Below are 22,641 nucleotides of genomic sequence, written 5' to 3' on the forward strand. Positions count from 1 at the left end.
ACAAGGGCCGGACACCAAATTTCGACAGGCCCGTAGCTGAGCAAGCTTGATGAGTGGGCATACATGGCATGCCATAGCCCGTGGATACGCGAGTGAGTTCAAGAAAGTTGGGCGCGGCCTCTCTCCTCCGCTATCCCTCATGAGGACGGCCATAGCGTAACAATGAGAAGAGAGCCAATCGATTGGATAAAAAGGCTCACATCGCTCGACGATACGCCGGACCAGGCTTTTAAGTTGATCGCGTTCGGTTCATACAGGTTGCCCGATTGATGTTTTAGTGGGGTGGGGAAGATGGCCTTGACTTCAAATCGCGCAGATGAAGCAGTTTCGGCGCCGGCGGCTGCTGCGCGACGATACGTCTCCAGCCCAGCTACTGTTGGACCTCGGACAGAAGACTTCAACTCCGAGCTTCACGCTCGTCCGTCAATTTATTTCAACGGTCCGGCGATCGTCGAGCACGTTGCTTTCATGCCGTTAGATGGGGCGATCAAGGAGTTTCACGATAGCCTTGAAGCCGATGGTGAGATTTCCGTCAGGGTCGAACGACATACTGAGTTCGTGACGATTACGCGCCTACGAAAATTGGACTCAGAGCCTGAGCGCTGGCCCGAATCTGATCTGGTGGAAGATGATTTTGCGCGGCTGGCAGGATTGGACTCCCCTCGGCTTGTTTGCCACGCCAGTATCCTTGTCTTGGGGACTCCCCCTGACGAACTGGGAGCGGTTTTGAAAAGCTTCGATTTCGGTGATACCGCCGCGTCATCGATCGGTGGTGGGTCGGCGCAGGTCTGCTCCGATTTTCGCGTCCGCGGAGATAATTCAAGCAGAATCATCCTCTTCAACAAGGACCTGAATGCGCATCGCTTGGGGCGTATGGTACGCCGCATGTTCGAAATCGAAACCTATCGGTCGATGGCGCTGCTTGGCCTGCCAGAGGCGCGACGTCTCGCCCCGCTTCTCGGCGGGTACGATGCGGAACTCGTTCAATTGACCAATCGCAACTTGAGAACCCCTGCGCATCAGCACAAGCAGTTGCTTGAGGAGATAACGGTTCTCTCGTCGCATATCATCTCGGCCACTGCCGAGACCAGAAACAGGTTCGGAGCAACCGCGGCCTACGCCAAAATCGTTGAGGAGAGAATAGCCCTCTTGCGGGAAACCCATGTCCCCGGCTTCCAACGTTTCGGCACCTTCGTGGAGCGGCGATTCAAGCCTGCTGTGCGTACCTGCGAGGCAACTGTCTTGCGGCTCGAGCACCTATCGAGAGCGACGATGCACCTGCTCGATTTGCTGCAGACCCGAATTCAGGTCGAGATTGAGTTCCAGAACGCGACACAGATCCAGGCAATGGCTGATCGAGCTGCGACCCAGGTTAAAATCCAGCGCGCCGTCGAAGGTTTTTCGATCATTGCGATTAGCTACTATTTGCTGAGTTTGCTGAAATTTATCTATGAGACGTCAGACCATGCGGGGTTCCACGTCGATCCGGTGATCATGCTTGTTGCTGTTCCAGTGGTGGTGGGAGCTGTTGCGATCACTATCCTCCGCGTCAAGCATGCTTTAAAGGCAGAGCACTAGAGCCCGCGCCGCTGAAAAAGTCAGCGTAGAACACGCGTTAAGGTAGCCTGGAGAATAGTTCACGGTTACGGCAGAGAGCAGCTCCGGCAACCGACGATCTTGCGAGATAGGGCGTACGAATAAGATTGCCTCCTTGCAGTTGATGGGATTAGGACTCGCGGCCCTCGTTTAATGTCGGGGACCTTCTGCCGAAATTCAGCGAGTTAGAAGCGAGATGGAATGCATTCGACCGAAATTATTGATGAGTTCCGCCTAAGGGTTCAGGGCGTTATTGAGGTCATGCAATCCGACCATCAGCATCATGGGGTCGGAAGGAGTAGACAGGAAGCCGACGGCCTCGTAGAAGGCTCGTGCGTCATCTGAAATCGCATGAACGAGCAAACCTCGAATGCCAAGTACTTCAGCGGCATTGAGCAGGCGCAGGCCCGCGTCGCGCACCAATGCCCTGCCGATACCGCGCCCTTGGTAGGATTGATCAATTGCAAGGCGACCAAGCACCGCGACCAGAATTGGATCAGGCATATTGCGCCAAAAACGGCCAGGCGCTTCCGGCTGTTTGACGGCGCCGGAAGCGAGCGCGTAATAGGCGATGACGCAGCTCTCCTCGCAGACGACGAAGGTCCGCATTATTGATGACGATCGGGCGCTTACCGACGACCACCTCCTCGACGCGATCCTGGAGCACCCGATATTTAACCGCTCACTCGTCGTCGCCCCGATGTGAACCCGACCGGCCCGGCCGTCCGAGGCCGTCCTCGACATCATTCCGGCGGAGATGTTCACGTCGGAGTTCATCAAGGAGGACGGCGAGCGGGTGCTCGACGCCCAAGCAACCGGGTCGCATGAGGACATGGAGAGGCGACTTCCCCTCTGGGCGCGGATCGGCCTCGGCGCGACCCAGATCATCGGCTACGGCGCGCTCTACTATGCCTTCAGTGTCCTCGTTCCCGATATCGCCTGCGATCTCAAGGTGTCGGAGAAAATGGTGTTCGGCGCGTTCTCGGTCGCCCTCCTAGTCCGCAGCTTCGCGGCCCCGGTAGCCGGACGTCTCGCCGACCGTCAGGACGCTGGCCTGGTCATGGGTATTTGCGTCCATCAAATCTCCACGGTGTCTGCAGAGAAAATGCACGCAGCCCCCTGATGGTGAACAGAAAGAAGGGCCGCAGATGTTCAAGAAGAAAGCAGTGGGCCGGGCGGAGACATCGCCGCCGCTCCATAGCGGGGAGACCTCGCTGAAGGGGAACCTTATTTCCCGATCCTCTGGCGAGGAGTTCACATGTCATATCACCGATTTGTGCCTGTTAAGGCGATCGGTAGAGGAAACAAAGGCGATCTTTTGATGCAGGGTGGACAGGGACGAAACGACGATATTGATCATTGCGACCACGGCCAATCGTCACTTGACCACGGGGCTATGCGTTCTCGCACCGATCCTTGCATCATCAGCAACCCTGCCCACAACGAGCAGTGTAGCTCTGCGCACGATCGTCCCCGAAGGGAAGCAGATACAATCCTGTTTTGCGCCATGATTGGTCTGTCCGGCGCTATCATCGGCTTCGTACTGGCAGGCCATTTGGCGGTCGCTGGTATCGCCTATGCTGCGCTGGTCGTCGGCGGGTTTCTCGGCTGGCTGGCCCGGGAAGCGGTGCTGTGAGAACTGTATTTTCCTCTAGTGAATTGAGGGAAGCCCTCCCAGCGCCGCAGGCGCCCTTTTCAAAGATCAAGCAAACGATCGCGATACGCCACGATGCCTGCTGCGCTGCGCCACATCAAGCTGACGCACTCACTGACGAAAAGAGAAAAAAATTAAAGAAACTCATCCGAAAGCTGGAGACGCTGCGACCGGGTTGAGCGGTTGGGACGAGTTCGGAAACGAAGGCCTGCTGCGGTAGGACTGGTGGCATTCGAATCCGCAAATGACCGCTGGAGTCACCTATCTCGCCAATGGATATGGAGGCGGCGACCGTAGCTGCCAGCTCCTACTTCGGTGTTACGCCGCCGCCGGCCGGCTGATCGTCAGGAAGTGCCTGACGACGGGCTTCTCAGGACCGAGATGGTAAGCCAGGACCTTGCCCTGCAGATCGGCGTCGGCGTTCGAGACCCGCTTGTGCTGGCGAAGATGTTCAGCCCAGGATTCCACCATGAACCATTCGACGATCTTCTCGGGTTCGGCCGAGTCCTCGGTGATACCCCATCCGTAGGCACCATCACGCCGGCGCTCCCTGGAAAGGTGATCGATCGCGTGCAGGAAAGCTGTCCGGTGCTGCTTCTCGACCTTGTACTCGATCAGGATTAGAACCGGGCCGCGGTCATGGGCGATCGGCGCGGCAACAAGCGGTTCCGGCCAGTGGTTGGACGGCACCAGGTCGGCGTCGCCTGTGGGAAGCTTCACGCGGTGCATGACGAACCCGGCGACAACCAGACCGGCCGCGCCAATGAGCAAGGTGGACTGGATGCCGACAGCTTCGCCGACTGCACCCCAGCCAAGGCTTCCCGCAGTCATCGCACCGTTAAAGACGGTCAGATAGACGGCAAGACCACGACCACGCACCCAGTTCGGAAGAACAGCCTGAGCTGTGCCGTTGAGCGTCGTCAGCGCCGTGATCCACGCTCCCCCGAGGAAAAGAAGGACGATGATCGCAACCCACCTCGGTGGAGCGAGAGCAAGCAGACCCATGACGGCTGCTGTGACAAGCGCGGAGCCGAGAAGCAGGTGGTCCGAGCTAAAGCGTCCGCGCAGTCTCGGCATAATGAAGGCTCCGCCGATCGCACCAGCACCGACCGCGCCAAGCAGGATGCCGTAGAAGCTCGCACCACCGCCGAGCAGTTGTCGGGCAACGAGCGGAAGAAGAGCCCAGACCACGCTGGCGAAGGCAAAGAAGATCGCCGCCCGCATTAGCACGACATGCAGTGGCTGGCTCGAGCGGGTGTAGCGGAGTCCGGCTCGGAACGCACCGACGAAGTTCTCCTGAAGCGCATCGTTGGAGTTCTTGGCCCGTGGCCACCAGACAAGAGCTGCGATCACGACGATGTAGCTGGCGACGTCCGCGCCATAGGTGATCCCGGCTCCAAAGGCTGCAAGAAGCAGGCCGCCGGTAGCAGGCCCGATTGAGCGGGCGATATTGATGCCAAGCGAGTTCAACGCCACCGCGCTCTTCACGTCTTCGCGCTTCACCAGTTCCGGCACGATCGCCTGCCAGGTCGGCCCCATCAGAGCAGCGCCGATCCCGCCGAGGAAGGTTAGACCGATCAGCGAGCTGACGGAAAGCAGGCCTGTCTGAGAGAGAACCATCAGCGCGATGCTGACAGAGGCGAGCAACACCTGGACGGCAATCAGGAACTTGCGGCGATCGAGGATGTCGGTGAGAACGCCTGCGGGAATGGCTAGCAGGAAGATCGGCAGGGTTCCGGCAGCCTGGACCATGGCGACTGCCGCCGGCGACGCGGACAGGTCCGTCATCAACCAGGAGCTTGCGACATCGCGCATGAAGCTTCCGGTGTTGCCCAGAACAGTGGCGATCCAGAGGACAGCGAAAACGGGCTGTGCGAGGGGCGCGAAGGTTCCCGCGGATGATTTTGGGGCGCTCATTTGCCTGCTCCCTTTGTCAGGTCGAATGCTGCAACGAAGACGAAGGCGCCTGCGAGGCCGAGGTGCTCAAAGAACGCATTGGTGGCCATCATACGTTCCATCCCAGGTGCCATCTCCCAGAAGCGCAGGGCGATGAAGGTTGCAAGGAGGGTGAAGCATGAAAGCGCGAGCGCGCCCGCCCACCGCAGGAAGCCCGAGACCACCATAGCGGACGCCGTTAGCTCGACTGCGATGACCGCGACCGCGAAGAGCGGGGCCGGGTGCAGACCAAAATGATCCATTTCAGCCAGTGCGCCATTGAAGTCGACGATCTTGCTGAGCGGACCCTGTATGTAGGCTGCGCAAAGAGCCAGTAGCGACGCCGTGCGCGCGGCAGGCGATCCGATGACGCGTGCCGTGCCGCTCCGGATTGTGTTGGGTAGTTGGGATTGGTAGGTCATATCGGCTCCTTTATGTTCGCCGCGAGCGGCTGCGTTCGATGAAGCGATATTGGCTGGTTACCGCGTTACCAACAATTGCAGCAATCGTTTCGATTTAATTGCACAATAGGCAATTATGGAGGACGCTCGGGCGCCGGCGGAACGCCCGAGCTGAATGTTCGTTAGACTGCCCAGCAGGAGCAGCCGAGAGCGCCGAAGAAGCCCTTGAGGTCGGCTATCGGGAGCTTCGATGTCCAGGCGCCGGCATGGTCGTGGCCGTGCACGCCGCAATTGCTCGCACATCCGCATGTAGAGATCGCGGTGCGCCGCAGCGAACGAGCGCCTGCCCCTTCCGGTTCACCCCAAGCCGCGTAACCGCCGAACTTGCGGGCAGGCGACCAGTCCGGCATCGCGGGCGGGACGTCGTTCTCGTCGAGTGCCTTGAATTCACCTGCACCGTAAACGATCTTGCCGCCGACCATTGTCAGTTCCGAAACGAGGAAGGAGATCTCGCCCTCGGCGCAGGAGAAGAAATCCTTGTCCGGCACCACGAGATCGGCGAACTGACCCTTCTCGATGCGGCCTTTCTTGCCTTCCTCGTTGGAGAACCAGGTCACTTTCTCGGTCCACATCCTGAGCGCCGTCTCACGGTCGAGGCAATTGGCGCGCGGATAGAGCTGCATTCCGCCGAGCGTCTTGCCAGTCACCATCCACGACAGCGAGACCCATGGATTATAGGAGGCGACGCGGGTGGCATCGGTTCCGGCCGAGACGTTCACGCCCTTGTCGAGCATCTTCCTGATTGGCGGTGTCGCTTCCGCAACGCCGTGCCCGTAGCGCTCAACGAAGTATTCGCCCTGATATGCCATGCGGTGCTGTGTAGCGATGCCACCGCCGAGCGCGGCGATACGGTCGATCGAGCGATCCGAGATGGTTTCGGCATGGTCGAAGAACCAGTTCAAACCCGCGAGTGGAATCTCCTGGTTGACCTTCTCGAACACGTCGAGGGCGCGGGAGATCGTCTCGTCATAAGTGGCATGCAGGCGCCAGGGCCAGCGATTTTCCGCCAGCACGCGGACGACCTCCTCCAACTCACCTTCCATTTCCGGGGCCATTTCCGGACGGGGCTGGCGGAAATCCTCGAAGTCGGCGGCCGAGAAGACAAGCATCTCGCCGGCACCGTTATGGCGGAAGTAGTCGTTGCCCTGCTTGTATTTGACCGACTGGGTCCAGTTCAGGAAGTCCTGCTTCTCTTCCTTGGGTTTCTGGGTGAAGAGATTGTAGGCGAGACGAACCGTCATCTGGTTGTCGTCGGACAGCTTCTGAATGACCTCATAGTCGTCAGGATAGTTCTGGAAACCGCCACCTGCGTCAATCACGCCTGTCACGCCCAGGCGATTCAACTCGCGCATGAAATGGCGGGTCGAGTTGACCTGGTAGTCCAACGGAAGCTTCGGGCCTTTCGCAAGTGTCGAATAGAGAATACCTGCATTCGGCTTGGCCAGCAGCATACCAGTCGGGTTACCGTTGGCATCCCGGGTAATCTCGCCGCCGGGTGGGTTCGGCGTGTCTCGGGTGTAGCCGACAGCGCAGAGAGCTGCTCCATTGAGCAGCGCTCGGTCATAGAGGTGCAGAAGGAACACCGGCGTGTCGGGCGCGACAGCGTTGATCTCCGCGAGGGTTGGCAGGCGCTTTTCGGCGAACTGGTGTTCGGTGAACCCACCCACGACGCGAACCCACTGCGGCGCGGGGGTGATCGCCACCTGGCGCTTCAGCATGTCCATCGCGTCGGCGAGCGAGCGCACGCCGTCCCAGCGCAGTTCCATGTTGTAGTTCAGGCCACCACGAACGACATGAGTATGGTTGTCGATCAGGCCGGGCAGAACGCGTTTGCCCTTGAGGTCGATGATCTTAGTGCCGGAACCGGCCAGCGCCATGATCTCGCTGTCGGATCCGACTTCGAGGAACAGCCCGTCCTTGATGGCGACTGCCGTCGCATTCGGATTGGTCCGGTCAAGGGTCGTCACGCGGCCATTGTGGAGGATCAGGTCGGGATGCATGGTGTCTACTCCGGTCTGGTTGGGATCGGCAGCTTTCGCTGGTGAGAAGAGGTTCGAGAAGGCCAAGCTCGATGCACCTCCGAGAAAGGATCGGCGCGTCGTCATCAGCCCCGCTCCTCTACAGTCGCCTTTGCCTGATGAGCAATGATGCGATCGCCGCCCTTGGGCAGGTGACCGAACATGTGCGGCTTGATCTGATGAAGCCATGAGATGGCCGCCGGCTCGCTTCTCCAAAGCGTCTTTGCGAATGGAATGATTTGTTCACCGACAAGAATTCCGAGAAGGCCGACCAGAGCAATGACAGGTGGCGCTGGTGATCGGACGTTGAGCAGGTTGTAGACGATACCGACGAGCAGGCCAGCGCCAAGCGACAGGAGATAGAGTTTCATGGGATGTTCTCCGATTGAGGACAGAACCGCTCCGACGGGTTATCGGAGCGGTCTAATCAGGCCCCTACTTTGCGGGGTTCGGGCCGATGACCTTGCCATGCTTGACGCGTTCTTCTGCGCCATGAACCATGGTGTAGGCATAGTCGATCCCCATACCGTAAGCGCCCGAATGTTCCTTTACGAGGGTCGTGACCGCATTGTAGGTCTCCTTGCGAGCCCAGTCGCGCTGCCACTCGAGCAGGACCTGCTGCCAGGTAACCGGAATTACGCCTGCCTGCACCATGCGATCCATCGCGTATTTGTGTGCGTCCGAGGACGTGCCGCCGGAAGCATCGGCAACCATGTAGATCTCGTATTCCGGAACATCATGGAGCGCCGAGAGCGCGAACGTCGTGTTGCAGACTTCGGTCCACAGACCGGAGACGACGATCTTCTTGCGGCCCTCGGCGGCGTTCTTCGCCAGCGCGTCGCGAACGTTCTGGTCATCCCAGGAGTTCATCGAGGTGCGTTCGAGGAGGTCATTCTCCGGGAAAATGGCAAGCAGTTCCGGATACGTGTTACCCGAGAAGGATTGCGTCTCGACTGTGGTGATCGTCGTCGGGATGTTGAAGATCTTGGCGGCCTTGGCGAGGCCGACGACATTGTTCTTCAGCGTCTGACGATCGATCGACTGGACCCCGAACGCCATCTGCGGCTGCTGGTCGATGAAGATGAGCTGGCTGTTTGCCGGGGTCAGGACTTGAAGCTTGGACATGGTCACTTCCTCTTCGGTTGTTTGGACCGCCTATTGCGGCGTTATAAATGGGCAGCAGCATTTGATCGGACGCCCGTGCGACGCTCGTTCTGCAATCCTTGAAGTTGCTGGATCCGTCTCGGAGCCGCTCACTCGTTGTCTTGGCTGCTGAAAACACACTTAACCCGCGGCCGACGGGCACGGAATTGCAATAAGAATTTCTATTGAATTGCGATATTTGCAACAATTACCTGCGCGGCTGAAATGGCAAGCGCCGCGCCCCCTTTCGGAACGCGGCGCCATTATCGCGGCTTTGTATGGGGATTGCTGCTCATGGCGTCAGCGACACAAGGTTGGCCTGGATCTCATCGCGGTAGTCCTCGTATCTGCTCGGGAGTTTGAGAGCCTCGCCGAGATGCGCCGTGTCCTCGTCCCGGTTGAAGCCAGGCTCGTTCGTGGCGACCTCGAACAGCACGCCGCCGGGGGTACGGAAGTAGATGGCCCAGAAGTAATCGCGGTCGATGACGGGCGTGACCTGATAGCCTGTGTCGATGAGCGCTCTGCGCACTTCCAACTGCGTCTGGCGGTCTTCGACGGCAAAGGCGATGTGGTGAACCGAACCTGCGCCCTGGCGCGCGACAGGCGTCTTCGGCAACGCAGCCAGATCGATCGTGTCCGCGCCATTGCCGCCGGGGATAATGAAGCGGGTCACGTCGCCCTCTTTCTCGGCGCGCTGGTAGCCCATGAAGCCGAGCAGTTCCTCGGTTGCAGCGGTGTCGTGCAGACTGAATCTTGCGCCGGCGAAACCGCGGATTGCCGCATCATCGGGGATTCCATCCGCCAGCCATGGAGCGCGCGTGTCGTCGCCCGCCTCTATCAGCGCAAGCGTGTCGCCGTCCGGCCCCATGAAGCGAAGACGGTCGGCGCCGAAAACGGTGTCCCTTTCTAGCCCGTCCACGCCCTGGGTCGCGAACCGATGCTGCCAGAACTTCAGCGAACCCTTCGGCACGGAAAACTGGGTCTCCCCCACTTCGCCGACACCCGGGCGGCCGAGCATCATGTTCGGGAACGGAAAATAGGTCATCACGGTCCCGGCCGAGCCTGTCTCGTCACCGTAGTAGAGGTGATAGATGCTGGGGTCATCGAAGTTGACCGTTTGCTTTACGCGGCGCAGGCCGAGAGTATCGGTGAAGAAGCGATTGTTCTGCCGCGCGTCCGATGCCATCGAAGTCACGTGGTGGAGTCCCTTGATGTCCTTGATCATGGATGATGCCTTTCAGTCGGCGTTGAAATTGTTAATCTCAAAACTACGCCCGTTGATCGCCATCCGGTATTGCAATATTCCTCTCGATTGAATTGCAAATCTTGAAACAATGACATGAACGATTACAAAGCCCTCAGAACCTTCCTGCTCGCAGCCGAGAAACGAAATTTCGCCCAGGTCGCCCGTGAGTTGGACATGACGCCCGCGGCCGTCACACGCGCGATTGCAGCGCTCGAGGCGGAACTTGGCGTGCAGCTCTTCGTGCGCACAACGAGGCAGGTCTCGCTGACGACTGACGGCGCGATCTTCGCCGCGCAGATCCAACCAGCGGTGAAGACGCTCGAAGAAGCTCGTCGCGAAGTTATGAACGCGCATAAGGCTGACGAGGGCCGGCTGCGGATAAGTGCGCCGACATGGTTCGGCAAGACGGTGTTGCCGCCGATCCTATCAGGATTCAAGGAGCGGTATCCTAAGATGAGCTTCGAGATCTCGCTGTCCGATGGGTTGGTAAACATCGTCGACGATGACTATGACCTGGCGATCCGTATATCATCACAGCCTTCCGACAAATTCACGATCTGGAGGAAAATCCGGGTGGTGCCACGCATCCTCGTCGCGGCCCCAGGGAGCCGTTTCGCCGATATGCATCATCCGAACGAATTGAAGCCGGACGACTGCCTCGCCTACAGTGGCGAGAGCCGGCGCGAGAACTGGGTTTTGTCCGACGGCGGCTCGACTGTCACGATCTCGGCGGGTCGTGCCTTCAGCGCCAACAGTGGCGAGGTACTGGCGGACATTGCCGCCGACGGAGCAGGTGTCGCGCTTCTTCCAGGATTCAACATCGCCCATCACATCAGGAGCGGTCGTCTCGTTCACGTCTTCAAGGGATGGGCGCCGCCGGACCTGTGGCTGACGCTGTTTTACCCGCCGTACCAAGCGCTCCCACCACGCATCGCTTCATTCTCGAAGTTCTTCGAAGAGCAGGTCGCGGCCCACATGGTCATGTTGGATTGACGTATACCGCCGCGCATCATCACAGATCTGCAGGAGACGTGCACATTCTCTTAGGTCGAACCGTCCGGTGGAAGTGCCCGTAGTCTTGTGGCGACCATTTGCTGTAGCTGCCACAGGTTTCGATCGAAGATGTTCCGGTCCGCCAGATCCAAGACCGTCCGATGCAGGTATTCCGCGCACGATCCCGCCGGTCCGCATGCCTGAGCGATCAACACTGCGGCGTCGTCGAGTGGTATCTTCTCCGTGAGCCTCGATCGCTTCGTGCTCGCCCAAAATGTCAGTGCGCGGCGTGTACCCGTCGGCGTCTTGACCGAAATCCATCGCACCATGTCGCAAACCTCAGAATAACGGATTTCGCGCGCCAGAAGCGTACGTAGATCCTGCTCCTTCGTCTTGCAGGGGAGCTTGAGGACAAGGCCAGAACAGCTCCCTCCTGGACGAAGCGCTAGCATGAGACCCGGCGCATCGGAGGTTGCCCTGAGCCGTTCTATCCTCAATGAGAACGCACGATGCCACCCGTAAGCAACGGCATCGTCACTTGCGGCCACTTCAAAGCCAGGGTTCCACATCAAGGACCCATAAGCGAACACCCATATCTCCTCGTCACAGGCCTCCTGCTCGACTCTGCTGACGAGCTCATCGAGTTGCTGAGGCGAGATCGGCGTCCAGTTCGGCTCTGGGCCATCGTCCTCAACAAGCTTGAAGGTCTTGGCTACGAGGTCCGGGGTCAGTTGCATGGCAACCGGTATCTGTGTCTTGGCTGTGAATGTCTTTTGCATGGTCGCAATCGTTTCAACGAGATAGGCTCCGAAGGACCAAGCATCCGGCAGTTCTTGGCGCAGCTGTCGCCTGATCAATCAACCGGCCCGCCTAACACCGCACGAAATGAGATTTCGACGATCTATTCAGCAAAGGCCAGCGCGACCCCCCGATCAGGTTGCTGGCGCACTGCGGCATGTCGTGCCGTACATTTGCCTGCGAACCGTCGAACCTGCTGCGAACGCCGTATCCGAAGGCGCGTTGCCGGGCGACGCCGCGACTGGCGACCGTTTTGGCGTTGGGGTTGTTGGTCATGGTGGTTTCCTAAAGAAGAGGGCAGTGCCCCGAGCGCCTGTGGATCTTTTGGTACGTGAGGCGACGGGTGCGCGGGAGGCCGCACCCGTCGACCGGACCGTTCAGGCCTGGACGAAGGCCAGCAGGTCGGCGTTCAGCACGTCGGCGTTAACGGTCAACATACCGTGGGAGAAGCCGGGGTAGGTCTTCAGCGAACCGTTCTTCAGCAGCTTCACCGACTTCAGCGCCGAGTCCGCAATCGGGACGATCTGGTCGTCTTCACCATGCAAGACGAGAGTGGGAACGGTGATTGCCTTCAGGTCCTCCGTCTGGTCGGTCTCGGAGAAGGCCTTGATGCCGTCGTAATGGGCCTTGGAGCCGCCCATCATGCCCTGACGCCACCAATTCTGGATCACGCCTTCCTGCACCTTGGCGCCTTCTCGGTTGAAACCGTAGAAGGGCCCGGCCGGAACGTCGCGGAAGAACTGCGCGCGGTTGGCGGCAAGCGCCGAGCGGAAACCGTCGAACACTTCCATCGGCAGGCCCTCGGGATTGGCCTCAGTCTTGAGCATCAGCGGCGGCACCGCCGAGACGAGAACGGCCTTGGCGACACGTCCGCCAGGTTCGCCATGCTTGGCCACATAGCGGGCGACCTCGCCGCCGCCGGTGGAATGACCGATATGGACGACATTCTTCAGGCCGAGCGCCTCGACGACGGCAAAGGCATCTGCTGCGTAATGTTCCATATCGTGACCATCGGCCACCTGGGCGGATCGGCCATGGCCACGGCGGTCATGGGCGACGACGCGAAAACCATTCGACAGGAAAAACAGCATCTGCGCGTCCCAGTCGTCGGCCGATAGCGGCCATCCATGGTGGAACATGATCGGCTGGGCATCCTTGCCCCCCCAGTCCTTGTAGAAGATTTCAACACCGTCTTTGGTGGTTACATATGCCATGTTTTGGTTCCTTCGATTAGGTTGGTTGCAGCATTGGTTGCGAAGCTGAGAGGGGTTAAAATTGCCATGGCCCCTGCTGCGGCTGTGATTTCGTTATCGAAAAAGTTCAGGCGACGTGTATTCGTCTGACAGAGGTAATATTGCCGTCATATCCTCACCTCCACAATTGCGAGAAAGATTTCTACTTTATTGCCTCGTATGAAATAATGAGAGGGGTCTGGCCGGACCGGCCTTGTCAAGCAAACCCGATCATCCATCGGCAAAGATGACTTGATCAAGGAATTCTACAACAGTCCGGAAGATGAATCCTCGGTCCGCTGTGCGGCGCGCTGTGCCAACTGGGCGCAGACATGCACGACGTTCGCCGGGCGTCGCCGCCGGCCTATGGACCTTGTGAAACGTGGCTTTTACCTCACGCTCAACGCTTCAAAAGATCGAAGCCGGGGGCCCCAATGTCAGCATCGGCATCTACTCGGGTGTTCTACAGGCACTCGGCTTGCTGGACCGCAAGTCGCCGAGATCCGTAACGAGGTCGGTCAGTCGCTCGCCAGTGCGGAACTCCTAAGGTACGCGCATCCGAAGCGACCGACGGGATCGTCGCGTGATGGCTGATTTCGAAGGTCATCCCGACCGACACGGCCACACACGTCCGATCGGGCTGGCGCGGAATAATCGCGTGCGCGGCGATGACCTGAAGGGTGAGAACCTGGTGCTCGCGCAGCCGACATTGATCGCCGAGATCGAGTTTTGCGGATGGACGGACGACGGCAAACTCCGTCATCCATCCTAAAACGGGCCGCGCGAGGTCCAAGGACAACTGCCGTCTTTGAGCTGGATTGAGCGGGCCAGCGGTCGCTGAACCCAGGTCGAAATTTTTTCCAACGGCACTCTTGAAACCGACATTTCCAGAAACCAAATCGATTGCCGCCAGCCGCTGACGACAGGGCTGGCCTTGCTGGGAGCGCCGACTTTCGGCGCTTCCGTACCCATGTTGCTTCAAGGAGGATATGGCTATGGCAACATCTTACGACTACGCACCGCTGTTCCGCTCGAGCGTCGGCTTCGACCGGGTCTTCAATCTTCTCGAGAACGCCCAGCGCGCCCGCTCGATCAGCGATTGGCCGCCCTATGACATTGTCAAGACCGGCGATGACAGTTACCGGATCTCGATTGCGGTCGCCGGGTTTGCCGAGAACGATCTCGACATCACCTATCAGTCCAATCTGCTGACAGTGACCGGCAAGAAGCAGGAAGCTCCTGCGGACGGCTACCTACACCGCGGCATTGCCGGCCGGCCGTTCGAGCACCGGTTCGAGCTTGCCGATCATGTCCGCGTCGACGGAGCCGATTTGTGCAACGGTCTCCTCTCGATCGATCTGGTTCGCGAGATTCCTGAGGCATTAAAGCCGCGGAAGATCTCCATTCAAAGCGCGGCGGCACTGAGGTCCGAAGCGACGCCACAGATCGAAGCGCAGAAAGCGGCTTAATCCACACCGTCCACTGAAAAGGGCGCCGTTGCGACGGCGCCCATCGACATCCGGGTTCAGGAAGGAGAGATCGATGAAGCCCGATATGTTCAGAGAACCTATATCCATTCTTGTCGGCCTTGGTTTTCCGGCGAAAGTGCGTTCGGTGATGGACGCCTACCGACATCTGAGCGAATGGCCGGCGGCGCAGAGAGACACCGCGCATTCCATAGCGCTCAAAGCATGCGGCGCTGCGTTGCGGGGTGAAATCGAAGCAGAAACCGCGCGTGGCTTGTTCGCCGCTTTTGCTGAAAAACACGATCTGCTGGCACCAGATGTCGACGCCATCGGACTCTCCCGTCTCCGGCGCGACAGGGACCCTCACGTGCGTTGAGGTGCACCGATGACTGCCGTGGTGCAGGAGATCATCAACAGCGCTGTCACAACGGGACCGACAGTCCTCATGCCGCAAGGGCTGAATTTTCGGCGGCCAATCGATGTGGTCAATGCGCCTGCGATTTCCGTCGATGACAAGCGGGCAATCCTCGCGGCATGGGCGTCGGACTTTTACGCGCTCGATTCGAGCCCGGCGTTGCGCCATATTCCAGGAACACCCGAGCCGGTTTCGATCGATGACGTTTGCTCTGCGCTCGAGGAACTCGACCGGCGCTACGAAATCTGATGGACCGCGTTTCTACGCGGCCCATTTCGCCGGTTTGGCGAGCCGTTTGATTGCCGGTTGAAATCATGCTGAAGCCTGCTATGTTCTCTTTTTGTTTCGGCGCGTGAATAGCCGATGCCATCGCCATCGCTGAAGCCGCCATGAACGATATGAACTCGACCCCCGTCCGAAAAATCGTTCATGTGGACATGGACGCGTTTTATGCGTCGGTCGAGCAGCGCGATAATCCGGAATTGCGCGGCAAACCGATTGCCGTCGGCGGATCGGCCGCCCGCGGCGTGGTGGCAGCAGCGAGCTACGAGGCGCGCGTATTCAGCATCCACTCGGCGATGCCATCGGTAACTGCGAAGCGAAAGTGCCCTGAATTGATCTTTGTGCCGCCGCGCTTCGACGTCTACAAGTTGGTGTCGCAGCAGATCCGCGAGATCTTCGCCGAATACACATCGATGATAGAGCCGCTTTCGCTCGACGAAGCCTATCTCGACGTGACGCAGAATCTCAAGGGCATGGAGATCGCCACCGACATCGCGACGGAAATCCGGGCCAGGATCAAGCAGGTGACCGGCCTCAATGCCTCGGCCGGGATTTCCTACAATAAGTTCCTCGCCAAGATGGCCAGCGACCTGAATAAGCCGAATGGCCAGGTGGTGATCACGCCGAAGAAGGGGCCGGTCTTCGTCGAGGCCCTGCCCGTCAAGAAATTCCATGGCGTTGGACCGGCTACTGCGGAAAAGATGCACCGGCTCGGCATCGACACCGGCGCCGACCTCAAGGGGAAGACGCTCGAATTCCTCGTCGAACATTTCGGGAAGTCGGGACCGTATTTCCATGGCATTGCCCGCGGCATCGACGAGCGCCAGGTCAAGCCGAACCGGGTGCGCAAATCGGTCGGCGCCGAAGATACCTTCTCGCAGGATCTCCATGCTTATGAACCGGCCCGCCAAGGGCTTCAGCCGCTGATCGAAAAGGTATGGGCCTATTGCGAGGCCAACGAAATCGGCGCCAAGACGGTGACGTTGAAAGTCAAATATGCCGACTTCACGCAGATCACCCGCAGTAAGACGATTGCTGCACCTCTGCCGGCGATTGCCGACGTTGAAGAACTAGTTGGCCTTCTGCTTTCGCCGATCTTCCCGCCACGCAAGGGCATCCGCCTGCTCGGCGTGACGCTGTCCTCGCTGGAACGGCGCACACCTGTCGCGGAGCCGCAGTTGCGGTTAGCCCTCTAGACCGGAAGCATCGGCGGGGCGCCCGGGCCCGAGTGGCGTTTGACCGAAACTCCTTGCCGGCAGCGGCCGCAGGATCTCGTCTTCGGGAAAAACTTCGTCGAGCGAGGCCCGAGACTGGTCGCGGCTGAGAACCGCCAGCTGCCGGTCGAGGTATGGCGCGATATCGTCGTTCGCCTCGATCGTCAGGATGGCATAAGCTTCCGGCCCTCGAGTGCGGGCCGCCAAAGCCCCCGCAAAATAGAACCAGTCGGCGTTTGCAAGCGAAAAGCTGAAGTCATGTGGCTTAACTCAGAAGCACGCACCAGACTGCGATGGGTCGGAATAGTTCGTCTGTCCGACCGGACGATATTGACTGCGCGCGGCGCAGCCCCCAAGGCAGTTCCACCATCGCCACATCGTCGTCACGGCCTGACGATGATGTGGCGGTCATCGAGCGGGGGCATCGGCCATCAAAAACAGTCGCTTTCATAGTAGCTGGAACATATCAGGAACTATTTCATCAAGCATATCTAATGATTCGTGTGCGGAGGGTGAAAAGCTGCTAATCTCCTTGGATGCGCGCCAACGAGACCGAACTTCAAATGGTCATGCGACACGTTCGAGGTGGCGCCGCCATCCTCGCGCGCCAAACCGCATTGATCACAAGGTTGGCCGCTCTCCGCCTGCCGACCAAGGATGCCGAGGATCTGCTCGTCCTGCTGGAGAGCGTGCAATCCAGGCACATATTGCATCTGACGCGGCTCAGCTGGGAGCTGATGGAATCTCAGTCGAAGGAAAATGCAATGTGCAATGACTATCGGCTGATGGTGGACGTCGCCTCGGTTGTCCACGACTTCGCCGACCTGAAGATCAAGATCCGATTCGGCGAAGGCGCACCAAACCTTGAGGCACGCGAAGACATCAAGATCACCGATTTCGGTCCTATCGTCCGGACGATCGAGGGAGCCGGGGATGAGGCCGAGCTCGTGCAGCGGCGCTGGAGCTGGCCGGGGCCGAGCAAGCGGCCGGTGTATAATTTTCGATCGGAAGACCGGGAGTTCACGTCCAATCGCTGCCTTATCGTCGCCGACGGTTTTTACGAGTTCACCGAACCCGCCGACCCGAAAAAGAAGCGCAAGGACAAATGGCTGTTCACCAAGAATGATGAGCCGATCTTCTGCATCGCCGGCATCTGGCGCGACACGCCGGAGGTGGGCCAAGCCTTCACCATGCTGACGATGGAGCCGGGACCGGACATTGCGCCATACCACGACCGTCAGATTGTCATCCTGGAGCGCGACGCATGGGCGACGTGGCTCGATCCAACGGTTTCCGCCAAATCGTTGATCAAGCCCCTCCCCTTGGGGAGCCTTTCTGTGAAACAGGTTGGCTGAGCGGGAACAGCGCGAAGCTACGAGCGGAGCGCAAAAGCCGTCGAGCTATAGCCGCCATTCCTTCGGGTCCGTTCCGTATCCCCTCTGGCCGGAGGGAAGGACGAGCGGGCCGCCCGATCCCTGCCACGGACAGTTCAAAAAGGCTCGATCACCAGAGCCAGGTTCAAGCGCCCAGGCGACATCGATCTTGCCACCTTCCTGCAACCGACGGAGCACCGTACTAGGCGGCATCGGTCTCCAGTTCGTGGAAAGATCATGCTGACCGATAGCACTTTCTGGCAGCACAGCTCGACAACCTGTCCGTTGGAGGCTCCGAGCTCGCCGACTGTCTCCCGAAGCAGTTCTTCGAAATCGGTCACCTGCTTATAGGGCGGCGAACTCCTGCGCGTAGAGCGCGACGTCGAGCAGAGCCAGGAAGGTGTCCCGATACTCAACGACATCGGCTGTGTTTGCGTTCGTCTACATGGCAATCGCGCGGACGACGGCAAACAAGTTCTTCATGCGATGCCGGGCTTGGGCGATGATGAACTCCTGCTCGGCATCATGTCGTTGTTTCTCGGTCACTTCGTCGAAAATGACAAGAATGTTGGGGCTATTGTCATCGGGATGGATGAGACGTCGCGTATCGATTAGAACGGTACGCCGGCCTATCGTTGGAAAATCGTGTTTCACTTCGAAGCCGACGACCGCGGCCTTGGGGATGATTTCTTTGATCAGGTTGCGGAGTTCCGGGATTTCCACTGGCCGCTGCCGAGGTCGAAAAGGCTCTCGCCAATGACATCTCCCCGTTCAACCTTTGATGAACGCGTTGTTCGCTATGGTCGCGCACAAATTCCGGTCAAGTACAAGGATATCAGGAGAGCGCCGCTTTAGGAATTTGGGACGCGGAACAGTTTAACAGGATGGAAGTTGACTACTCGAGATCAAGCCCGATCTCTTACGGAGGAGTGTAACATGCCATCTACAAGCGGATCACAGTCAAAAGGCGGCTCGAAGTCGGGCGCCAGCAGCAAAAGCGCGTCGGAAAAGAGTTCAAGCTCCTCTGGCAAGCAGGGCGGCAGCCATGAGCAGCATGTAAAGGCAGGCGAGCAGAGCCACAAGAATACTAAGTAGACCGCTCGGACTCTTTGAGGCTCTCTTGTCGAGCAGGTGAACAGGCGCGGGCCAATCCGCGCCTGACCGCGTTGGATGAAGTATCGTATTACTATGCCGCATCACCGTTCGGCAGTCGCGTCACCGTCCTTGAACGGCTGATTATCGGTATTGCGGCAGTGAGCCGCACAGAGGTTGACTTCCGAAATGCATGGATGTGTTCACAAACTCCGCCCGGCACACCGTACTTGCGATCGCGAGATCGCATCGTTCCCGAACGGCAGAGCATCCTGACCAATCATTTCCTGCCGCACGAACCCACCTTGAGCAGATTTTGCTAGGCTCCAACGCAGCAGTGAGTGTTACCGCGCCCGGTTGGCGCTCCTTCCAGCCTGGACATGCTGAGTCTGGCCATCCCTACAAAAAAAGAAGCGATTGGAAGGTGTCCTGCACATCATTACACCCGTCCTCTCGATCGTTTTGCTGATGACCAAAGGCCTTACATCGCTCGAAGGCCGGAGGTATCGACGGCGTGATGGAGATCAAATGTGCCATCCTTGAGCGAGCAACAACATCAGCATCATCAAGACGCAGAATTCGGGCTGTCAACGGGAACTCTCAGCTGGTCGAAAAGTTAGCGGTAGACAAACCCAGGAGATCTCGATGAACCGCCTTGCTATCGTCTCGCTCGCTCTCTCGCTTGCCGTTCCCGCCTTCGCACAGTCGGCGGCCGAAAAAACCGGCGTCAACTCCCTTATCGGCGTCCCGCCAAAAACCGAGGATTTCGTCAAGGAAGCGGCCACCAGCGATATGTTTGAAATTGCCTCCAGCAAGCTTGCCGTCGAGCGCGGTGACGATGCGACCAAGGCGTTCGCCCAGCAGATGGTCACCGACCACCAGAAAACCACCGACGAGCTCAAGGCGCTGGTTTCCGGCGGCAAGGTCAAAGCCACGCTTCCGAGCGCTATGACCTCCGACCAGCAAAGCATGCTCGACAAGCTGAACGGCCTGCAAGGGGACGATTTCAACAAGCAATATCACTCAGACCAAGAATCCGCCCATGAAGACGCGGTCGATCTGTTCAAACGCTATGGCGACGAAGGGGACAATCCCGAGCTGAAGGCTTGGGCTGCAAGTACGCGGCCTGCTCTGGAGCATCATCTCCAGATGGCGAACGAGCTCAACAAATAGGTAAGACGGCGCTTCGGTCTTTTCGGCAGTTGGCCGCCAGTCGGAATCGAAAAATCCAATTTCGAAGGACACCGTCTGGCGGCACCTGTATCGGAGCCACGATGCACTTACATCGGTTCAAACTTTCATTCGTGCAAGCCTGCTAAGCTGAAATCGGGACCATCATGAGGATCGCTCTCTGGATAACCGCGATCTTATGCACTGCTTCTTTAGGGGCTGCGGTCGCGTGGGTCATGACGGCGCCCGCGCCAATTTTCTCCGCGAATGACCCCCGGCTGGCGGGAGTTGGAGATGCTGAGCGCGGCAAGGTTATTTTTGCCGCCGGGGACTGTGCTTCGTGCCATGCAACGCCCGGACAACCTGATCGCCTTCGACTGGGTGGTGGGTTGGCGCTAGCTTCGCCATTTGGGACATTTCGGCCGCCAAATATCTCGTCGGACCCAACCGATGGGATCGGGAACTGGGATGTCTCGGATCTGGGGAACGCACTTGTTGCCGGGGTATCTCCAGACAGCAAGCACTATTATCCGGCCTTCCCGTATACAAGCTACACCGGTATGACTGTCGCAGACATCAAGGATCTCTACGCATACCTCAAGACGCTTCCTGCGGTGACCGGGCGCGCGCCACCGCACCATCCAAAAATCCTCTTCGCAGTCCGCCGCTCGATCGGCTTTTGGAAGGCTCTATTCTTCCGAGAAGGGTCGTCGAAGGCAAACCTCACGGGTGATGCCGTTCACGATCGGGGTGGGTATCTCGTCGAAACGCTTTCCCACTGCGCCGAATGCCATTCCAACCGAAATCTGTTCGGTGCAATAAAGTCACATACACGATTTGCCGGGGGTCCCGACCAAAAGGGGACCGGGTACATCCCAAATATTACTCCCGCTGGAATTGGCCGCTGGTCGGAGGCGGATATCGAGGAGATGCTGACGACCGGTAATACGCCCACACATGGGCGCGTGGGATCGTCCATGGCCGATGTCGTCATCAACACCAAGAGCCTTCCCGAAAGCGACCGAAAAGCGATAGCCCGCTATATCAAGTCGCTCGCGCCAAGGCCCACGCCGCACCCTTAGCGATCTCAATTCGTGTAAAGATAGGCGGCAAGATCTTTGGCCTCCGTGGAATTTATCCCGGTCGCCGGCATCGCAGTACGTGGCGAAAACTCTTGGGGTGAAACAATCCAGCGCTCGAGATTGTCCGCCGTATTCGGCAGCACGCCGGCAATATAGACTCGCCCCGATAGACCGGACAACGCAGGCCCGACCAGTCCATCTGCACCCGGCACTCCGGGAATGGTATGGCAGCCCGTGCAACCGTATCGGCGAAATATCATGGGCGATCGCTCAGGATCCCCGCCAGTCATCGAAATTGCACTTTGGTACCGGATGCTGCGGCTACTGAGATATTGCGTCGTTAAAAATCCGGTCGCCATCGAGACGAGCAGGGCGATTGCGCCAACCGCTGTAAGGTGTGAGGTCTTAGACAAGTTTGGCACCTCCCCTTCCCGAATCCCTGATCCACATTGACATCAGGAAGATCGCCGCACCCGCATAGACCGTGCCAGCGGGGATCCACATCAACATTCCGGCCATCTGCTGATCCTCCAACGGCGTCAATCCCCATTCGGGTGCACTGGCTGTCTGCGCGACATAAAGGACCCGGGGGGAGAGAGCGATCAAAGCTCCGAGTATGCTGGTGTGCATCATCGTAACGAACAGGTGCCACGAAGCAGCGCCTCGTTCGCTACGCCATATGACCGCCCACCAAAATATAAGCGCGGTGATGAAGAAGGAGAGGTGCTGGAGCCTGTGCATCGCGATATTCGTCACCGATACGTCGAGCAGCATCGGCACATGCCAAGTCCATATTGCAACCGCATGTACGACCGTGGCGGTGACCCCGCCGCTAAACCGGCTCCAAAGCCCACGGACCGGAGAAGCATTGAATGCCTGCGCTGTCCAGCGCCGGGCGAACCTTGGCAACGACCACACACACATTGCAGCGGGTCGAGAAAGCACGAGAAGAGGAGCCGCTATGGCCATGACGATCTCGTGCTCGACCATATGAAAGGTGAAGAGGTGCTCCCCCAGCCAATGGATCGGTGAGACCAGAGCGACAGTCAGAGTTAACAAACCGGCGAAATAACAAACGATACGGAGCAGCGGCTTCGGCCTCCCCGGAGAAACGCGGCACAGTAATCTGCAAGCGCCTATCGCAAACATCGCGGCCAGCGTGCACAGAGGGATAACGACCCACGGATCGAAGGTCCAGCTGTACGAGGCCGGATGCGCTTCCGCGCCGTGCGCAAAGGCCGTGCCCGCAGTGGTGATCGTGAGGGCGAGGGCAATCAGCGTGCGCATGGGCTGAGCAGCAGGGGAGCCGCCCCCTGCAAAAACAGGGCGAAAACAAAGACTGCCGTGATGGCTAGAGCGGTCTGGCCGAATTTTCTTTGGGAATCGCTCCAACTCCGCCAGCGATTGGCGGCAAAAAGGGCACCTCCGGTGCTGCCACCGGCAGCTGCCGCGCAAACCGCAAGCGTCCAGT

24 protein-coding genes and 3 pseudogenes are annotated in these 22,641 nt (G+C 59.0%); 13 read left to right on the forward strand and 14 right to left on the reverse strand.

What is annotated here, in order from left to right; translation table 11 throughout:
- Positions 1-297 precede the first annotated feature (297 nt).
- Entirely contained in the window at positions 298-1,578 is a 1,281-nt protein-coding gene (locus ATY29_RS13090; protein WP_097536562.1) for a DUF3422 domain-containing protein, read from the forward strand.
- A gap of 252 nt (positions 1,579-1,830) precedes the next feature.
- Here the strand turns inward: ATY29_RS13090 and ATY29_RS13095 are convergent, their stop codons facing one another.
- On the reverse strand, positions 1,831-2,343 hold the full coding sequence (locus tag ATY29_RS13095; RefSeq protein ID WP_375164595.1) for a GNAT family N-acetyltransferase: 513 nt from the start codon (positions 2,341-2,343) through the stop codon (positions 1,831-1,833).
- 10 nt (positions 2,344-2,353) lie between these two features.
- Here ATY29_RS13095 and ATY29_RS38515 point away from each other — a divergent pair, with 10 nt between their 5' ends.
- Together ATY29_RS38515 and ATY29_RS36385 are read left to right on the forward strand one after the other, a co-directional pair.
- Complete coding sequence (locus ATY29_RS38515) at positions 2,354-2,719, forward strand: hypothetical protein (RefSeq protein WP_097536563.1); 366 nt, start codon at positions 2,354-2,356, stop codon at positions 2,717-2,719.
- 135 nt (positions 2,720-2,854) lie between these two features.
- Positions 2,855-3,232: a hypothetical protein gene (locus ATY29_RS36385; protein ID WP_133118198.1), complete on the forward strand. Its 378-nt coding sequence runs from the start codon at positions 2,855-2,857 to the stop codon at positions 3,230-3,232.
- 336 nt (positions 3,233-3,568) lie between these two features.
- On the opposite strand, the gene ATY29_RS13105 is transcribed toward ATY29_RS36385, so the two are convergent.
- The 6 genes from ATY29_RS13105 to ATY29_RS13130 all read right to left on the reverse strand — a co-directional run bounded on the left by ATY29_RS13105 (position 3,569) and on the right by ATY29_RS13130 (position 10,032).
- Positions 3,569-5,167, reverse strand: coding sequence for an MFS transporter (locus ATY29_RS13105; RefSeq protein WP_097536564.1), 1,599 nt, complete (start codon positions 5,165-5,167; stop codon positions 3,569-3,571).
- A complete protein-coding gene (locus ATY29_RS13110; protein ID WP_097536565.1) occupies positions 5,164-5,607 on the reverse strand; it encodes a DoxX family protein in 444 nt (147 codons plus the stop codon). Before ATY29_RS13110 ends, ATY29_RS13105 begins: the two co-directional genes overlap by 4 nt.
- Before the next feature lie 161 nt (positions 5,608-5,768).
- Entirely contained in the window at positions 5,769-7,751 is a 1,983-nt protein-coding gene (locus tag ATY29_RS13115; RefSeq protein ID WP_097536566.1) for an amidohydrolase, read from the reverse strand.
- Complete coding sequence (locus tag ATY29_RS13120) at positions 7,751-8,035, reverse strand: XapX domain-containing protein (protein ID WP_097536567.1); 285 nt, start codon at positions 8,033-8,035, stop codon at positions 7,751-7,753. The genes ATY29_RS13115 and ATY29_RS13120 overlap by 1 nt, the downstream gene beginning before the upstream one ends.
- 64 nt (positions 8,036-8,099) lie before the next feature.
- Entirely contained in the window at positions 8,100-8,789 is a 690-nt protein-coding gene (locus ATY29_RS13125; protein ID WP_097536568.1) for a hydrolase, read from the reverse strand.
- A gap of 310 nt (positions 8,790-9,099) precedes the next feature.
- A complete protein-coding gene (locus tag ATY29_RS13130; protein ID WP_097536569.1) occupies positions 9,100-10,032 on the reverse strand; it encodes a VOC family protein in 933 nt (310 codons plus the stop codon).
- A 114-nt stretch (positions 10,033-10,146) separates the two neighbouring features.
- Between ATY29_RS13130 and ATY29_RS13135 the strand changes: the two genes are divergently transcribed.
- Entirely contained in the window at positions 10,147-11,046 is a 900-nt protein-coding gene (locus ATY29_RS13135) for a LysR family transcriptional regulator (RefSeq protein ID WP_097536570.1), read from the forward strand.
- Between the two features lie 50 nt (positions 11,047-11,096).
- Here the strand turns inward: ATY29_RS13135 and ATY29_RS13140 are convergent, their stop codons facing one another.
- From ATY29_RS13140 to ATY29_RS13150, 3 genes are all read right to left on the reverse strand, one after another.
- Positions 11,097-11,825, reverse strand: a complete 729-nt coding sequence (locus ATY29_RS13140; protein ID WP_097536626.1) for a gamma-glutamylcyclotransferase — start codon at positions 11,823-11,825, stop codon at positions 11,097-11,099.
- A gap of 91 nt (positions 11,826-11,916) precedes the next feature.
- Complete coding sequence (locus ATY29_RS13145) at positions 11,917-12,120, reverse strand: hypothetical protein (protein WP_097536571.1); 204 nt, start codon at positions 12,118-12,120, stop codon at positions 11,917-11,919.
- Between the two features lie 101 nt (positions 12,121-12,221).
- The gene (locus ATY29_RS13150; RefSeq protein ID WP_097536572.1) at positions 12,222-13,058 is read right to left on the reverse strand and encodes an alpha/beta fold hydrolase; all 837 of its coding nucleotides are present in this window, start codon (positions 13,056-13,058) and stop codon (positions 12,222-12,224) included.
- A gap of 400 nt (positions 13,059-13,458) precedes the next feature.
- Here ATY29_RS13150 and ATY29_RS38340 point away from each other — a divergent pair.
- The 6 genes and pseudogenes from ATY29_RS38340 (at position 13,459) to dinB (ending at position 16,435) form a co-directional block, all read left to right on the forward strand.
- Positions 13,459-13,670, forward strand: a pseudogene (locus ATY29_RS38340) (XRE family transcriptional regulator).
- Between the two features lie 79 nt (positions 13,671-13,749).
- Positions 13,750-13,917 (forward strand): annotated as a pseudogene (locus ATY29_RS38520) (non-homologous end-joining DNA ligase); the annotation flags it as partial.
- A 154-nt stretch (positions 13,918-14,071) separates the two neighbouring features.
- Entirely contained in the window at positions 14,072-14,545 is a 474-nt protein-coding gene (locus ATY29_RS13165; RefSeq protein ID WP_097536574.1) for an Hsp20 family protein, read from the forward strand.
- Between the two features lie 73 nt (positions 14,546-14,618).
- Positions 14,619-14,918 carry a DUF982 domain-containing protein gene (locus ATY29_RS13170; protein ID WP_025418480.1) on the forward strand — a complete coding sequence of 100 codons (300 nt, stop codon included), beginning with the start codon at positions 14,619-14,621 and terminating at the stop codon, positions 14,916-14,918.
- Between the two features lie 9 nt (positions 14,919-14,927).
- Positions 14,928-15,206: a hypothetical protein gene (locus ATY29_RS13175; RefSeq protein WP_097536575.1), complete on the forward strand. Its 279-nt coding sequence runs from the start codon at positions 14,928-14,930 to the stop codon at positions 15,204-15,206.
- A 140-nt stretch (positions 15,207-15,346) separates the two neighbouring features.
- Positions 15,347-16,435, forward strand: coding sequence for a DNA polymerase IV (gene dinB, locus ATY29_RS13180; RefSeq protein ID WP_097536576.1), 1,089 nt, complete (start codon positions 15,347-15,349; stop codon positions 16,433-16,435).
- On the opposite strand, the pseudogene ATY29_RS13185 reads toward dinB, so the two are convergent.
- Positions 16,432-16,878, reverse strand: a pseudogene (locus ATY29_RS13185) (SOS response-associated peptidase family protein). The gene dinB and the pseudogene ATY29_RS13185 overlap by 4 nt on opposite strands.
- A gap of 339 nt (positions 16,879-17,217) precedes the next feature.
- Here ATY29_RS13185 and ATY29_RS13190 point away from each other — a divergent pair.
- Positions 17,218-17,808, forward strand: a complete 591-nt coding sequence (locus ATY29_RS13190) for an SOS response-associated peptidase (protein WP_097536627.1) — start codon at positions 17,218-17,220, stop codon at positions 17,806-17,808.
- A gap of 459 nt (positions 17,809-18,267) precedes the next feature.
- Here ATY29_RS13190 and ATY29_RS13195 read toward each other — a convergent pair whose 3' ends face one another.
- The gene (locus tag ATY29_RS13195; RefSeq protein ID WP_097536577.1) at positions 18,268-18,549 is read right to left on the reverse strand and encodes a hypothetical protein; all 282 of its coding nucleotides are present in this window, start codon (positions 18,547-18,549) and stop codon (positions 18,268-18,270) included.
- A 1,014-nt stretch (positions 18,550-19,563) separates the two neighbouring features.
- Here ATY29_RS13195 and ATY29_RS13200 point away from each other — a divergent pair.
- Positions 19,564-20,091: a DUF4142 domain-containing protein gene (locus ATY29_RS13200; RefSeq protein ID WP_097536578.1), complete on the forward strand. Its 528-nt coding sequence runs from the start codon at positions 19,564-19,566 to the stop codon at positions 20,089-20,091.
- A gap of 164 nt (positions 20,092-20,255) precedes the next feature.
- Positions 20,256-21,170: a c-type cytochrome gene (locus ATY29_RS13205; protein ID WP_097536579.1), complete on the forward strand. Its 915-nt coding sequence runs from the start codon at positions 20,256-20,258 to the stop codon at positions 21,168-21,170.
- 5 nt (positions 21,171-21,175) lie between these two features.
- Here the strand turns inward: ATY29_RS13205 and ATY29_RS13210 are convergent, their stop codons facing one another.
- Both ATY29_RS13210 and ATY29_RS13215 read right to left on the reverse strand, forming a co-directional pair.
- Positions 21,176-21,529 carry a c-type cytochrome gene (locus ATY29_RS13210; protein ID WP_173883883.1) on the reverse strand — a complete coding sequence of 118 codons (354 nt, stop codon included), beginning with the start codon at positions 21,527-21,529 and terminating at the stop codon, positions 21,176-21,178.
- Between the two features lie 46 nt (positions 21,530-21,575).
- The gene (locus tag ATY29_RS13215) at positions 21,576-22,457 is read right to left on the reverse strand and encodes a cytochrome c oxidase assembly protein (RefSeq protein WP_097536581.1); all 882 of its coding nucleotides are present in this window, start codon (positions 22,455-22,457) and stop codon (positions 21,576-21,578) included.
- Positions 22,458-22,641: the final 184 nt, after the last annotated feature.

It is taken from the genome of Rhizobium hidalgonense (assembly GCF_002914525.1).
GTDB classification, from domain to species: domain Bacteria; phylum Pseudomonadota; class Alphaproteobacteria; order Rhizobiales; family Rhizobiaceae; genus Rhizobium; species Rhizobium hidalgonense.

Excerpts from the sequence above, each read along its gene's own strand:
- ATY29_RS13175 (WP_097536575.1), top strand. The coding sequence starts at position 14,928 with ATGACTGCCGTGGTGCAGGAGATCATCAACAGCGCTGTCACAACGGGA.
- ATY29_RS13130 (WP_097536569.1), bottom strand. The coding sequence starts at position 10,032 with ATGATCAAGGACATCAAGGGACTCCACCACGTGACTTCGATGGCATCG.
- ATY29_RS13205 (WP_097536579.1), top strand. The coding sequence starts at position 20,256 with ATGAGGATCGCTCTCTGGATAACCGCGATCTTATGCACTGCTTCTTTA.
- ATY29_RS13170 (WP_025418480.1), top strand. The coding sequence starts at position 14,619 with ATGAAGCCCGATATGTTCAGAGAACCTATATCCATTCTTGTCGGCCTT.
- dinB (WP_097536576.1), top strand. The coding sequence starts at position 15,347 with ATGAACGATATGAACTCGACCCCCGTCCGAAAAATCGTTCATGTGGAC.
- ATY29_RS13165 (WP_097536574.1), top strand. The coding sequence starts at position 14,072 with ATGGCAACATCTTACGACTACGCACCGCTGTTCCGCTCGAGCGTCGGC.
- ATY29_RS13095 (WP_375164595.1), bottom strand. The coding sequence starts at position 2,343 with ATGATGTCGAGGACGGCCTCGGACGGCCGGGCCGGTCGGGTTCACATC.
- ATY29_RS13140 (WP_097536626.1), bottom strand. The coding sequence starts at position 11,825 with ATGCAAAAGACATTCACAGCCAAGACACAGATACCGGTTGCCATGCAA.
- ATY29_RS13145 (WP_097536571.1), bottom strand. The coding sequence starts at position 12,120 with ATGACCAACAACCCCAACGCCAAAACGGTCGCCAGTCGCGGCGTCGCC.
- ATY29_RS36385 (WP_133118198.1), top strand. The coding sequence starts at position 2,855 with ATGTCATATCACCGATTTGTGCCTGTTAAGGCGATCGGTAGAGGAAAC.
- ATY29_RS13125 (WP_097536568.1), bottom strand. The coding sequence starts at position 8,789 with ATGTCCAAGCTTCAAGTCCTGACCCCGGCAAACAGCCAGCTCATCTTC.
- ATY29_RS38515 (WP_097536563.1), top strand. The coding sequence starts at position 2,354 with ATGTTCACGTCGGAGTTCATCAAGGAGGACGGCGAGCGGGTGCTCGAC.
- ATY29_RS13135 (WP_097536570.1), top strand. The coding sequence starts at position 10,147 with ATGAACGATTACAAAGCCCTCAGAACCTTCCTGCTCGCAGCCGAGAAA.
- ATY29_RS13190 (WP_097536627.1), top strand. The coding sequence starts at position 17,218 with ATGTGCAATGACTATCGGCTGATGGTGGACGTCGCCTCGGTTGTCCAC.
- ATY29_RS13150 (WP_097536572.1), bottom strand. The coding sequence starts at position 13,058 with ATGGCATATGTAACCACCAAAGACGGTGTTGAAATCTTCTACAAGGAC.
- ATY29_RS13215 (WP_097536581.1), bottom strand. The coding sequence starts at position 22,457 with ATGCGCACGCTGATTGCCCTCGCCCTCACGATCACCACTGCGGGCACG.
- ATY29_RS13210 (WP_173883883.1), bottom strand. The coding sequence starts at position 21,529 with ATGGCGACCGGATTTTTAACGACGCAATATCTCAGTAGCCGCAGCATC.
- ATY29_RS13105 (WP_097536564.1), bottom strand. The coding sequence starts at position 5,167 with ATGAGCGCCCCAAAATCATCCGCGGGAACCTTCGCGCCCCTCGCACAG.
- ATY29_RS13115 (WP_097536566.1), bottom strand. The coding sequence starts at position 7,751 with ATGACGACGCGCCGATCCTTTCTCGGAGGTGCATCGAGCTTGGCCTTC.
- ATY29_RS13120 (WP_097536567.1), bottom strand. The coding sequence starts at position 8,035 with ATGAAACTCTATCTCCTGTCGCTTGGCGCTGGCCTGCTCGTCGGTATC.
- ATY29_RS13200 (WP_097536578.1), top strand. The coding sequence starts at position 19,564 with ATGAACCGCCTTGCTATCGTCTCGCTCGCTCTCTCGCTTGCCGTTCCC.
- ATY29_RS13110 (WP_097536565.1), bottom strand. The coding sequence starts at position 5,607 with ATGACCTACCAATCCCAACTACCCAACACAATCCGGAGCGGCACGGCA.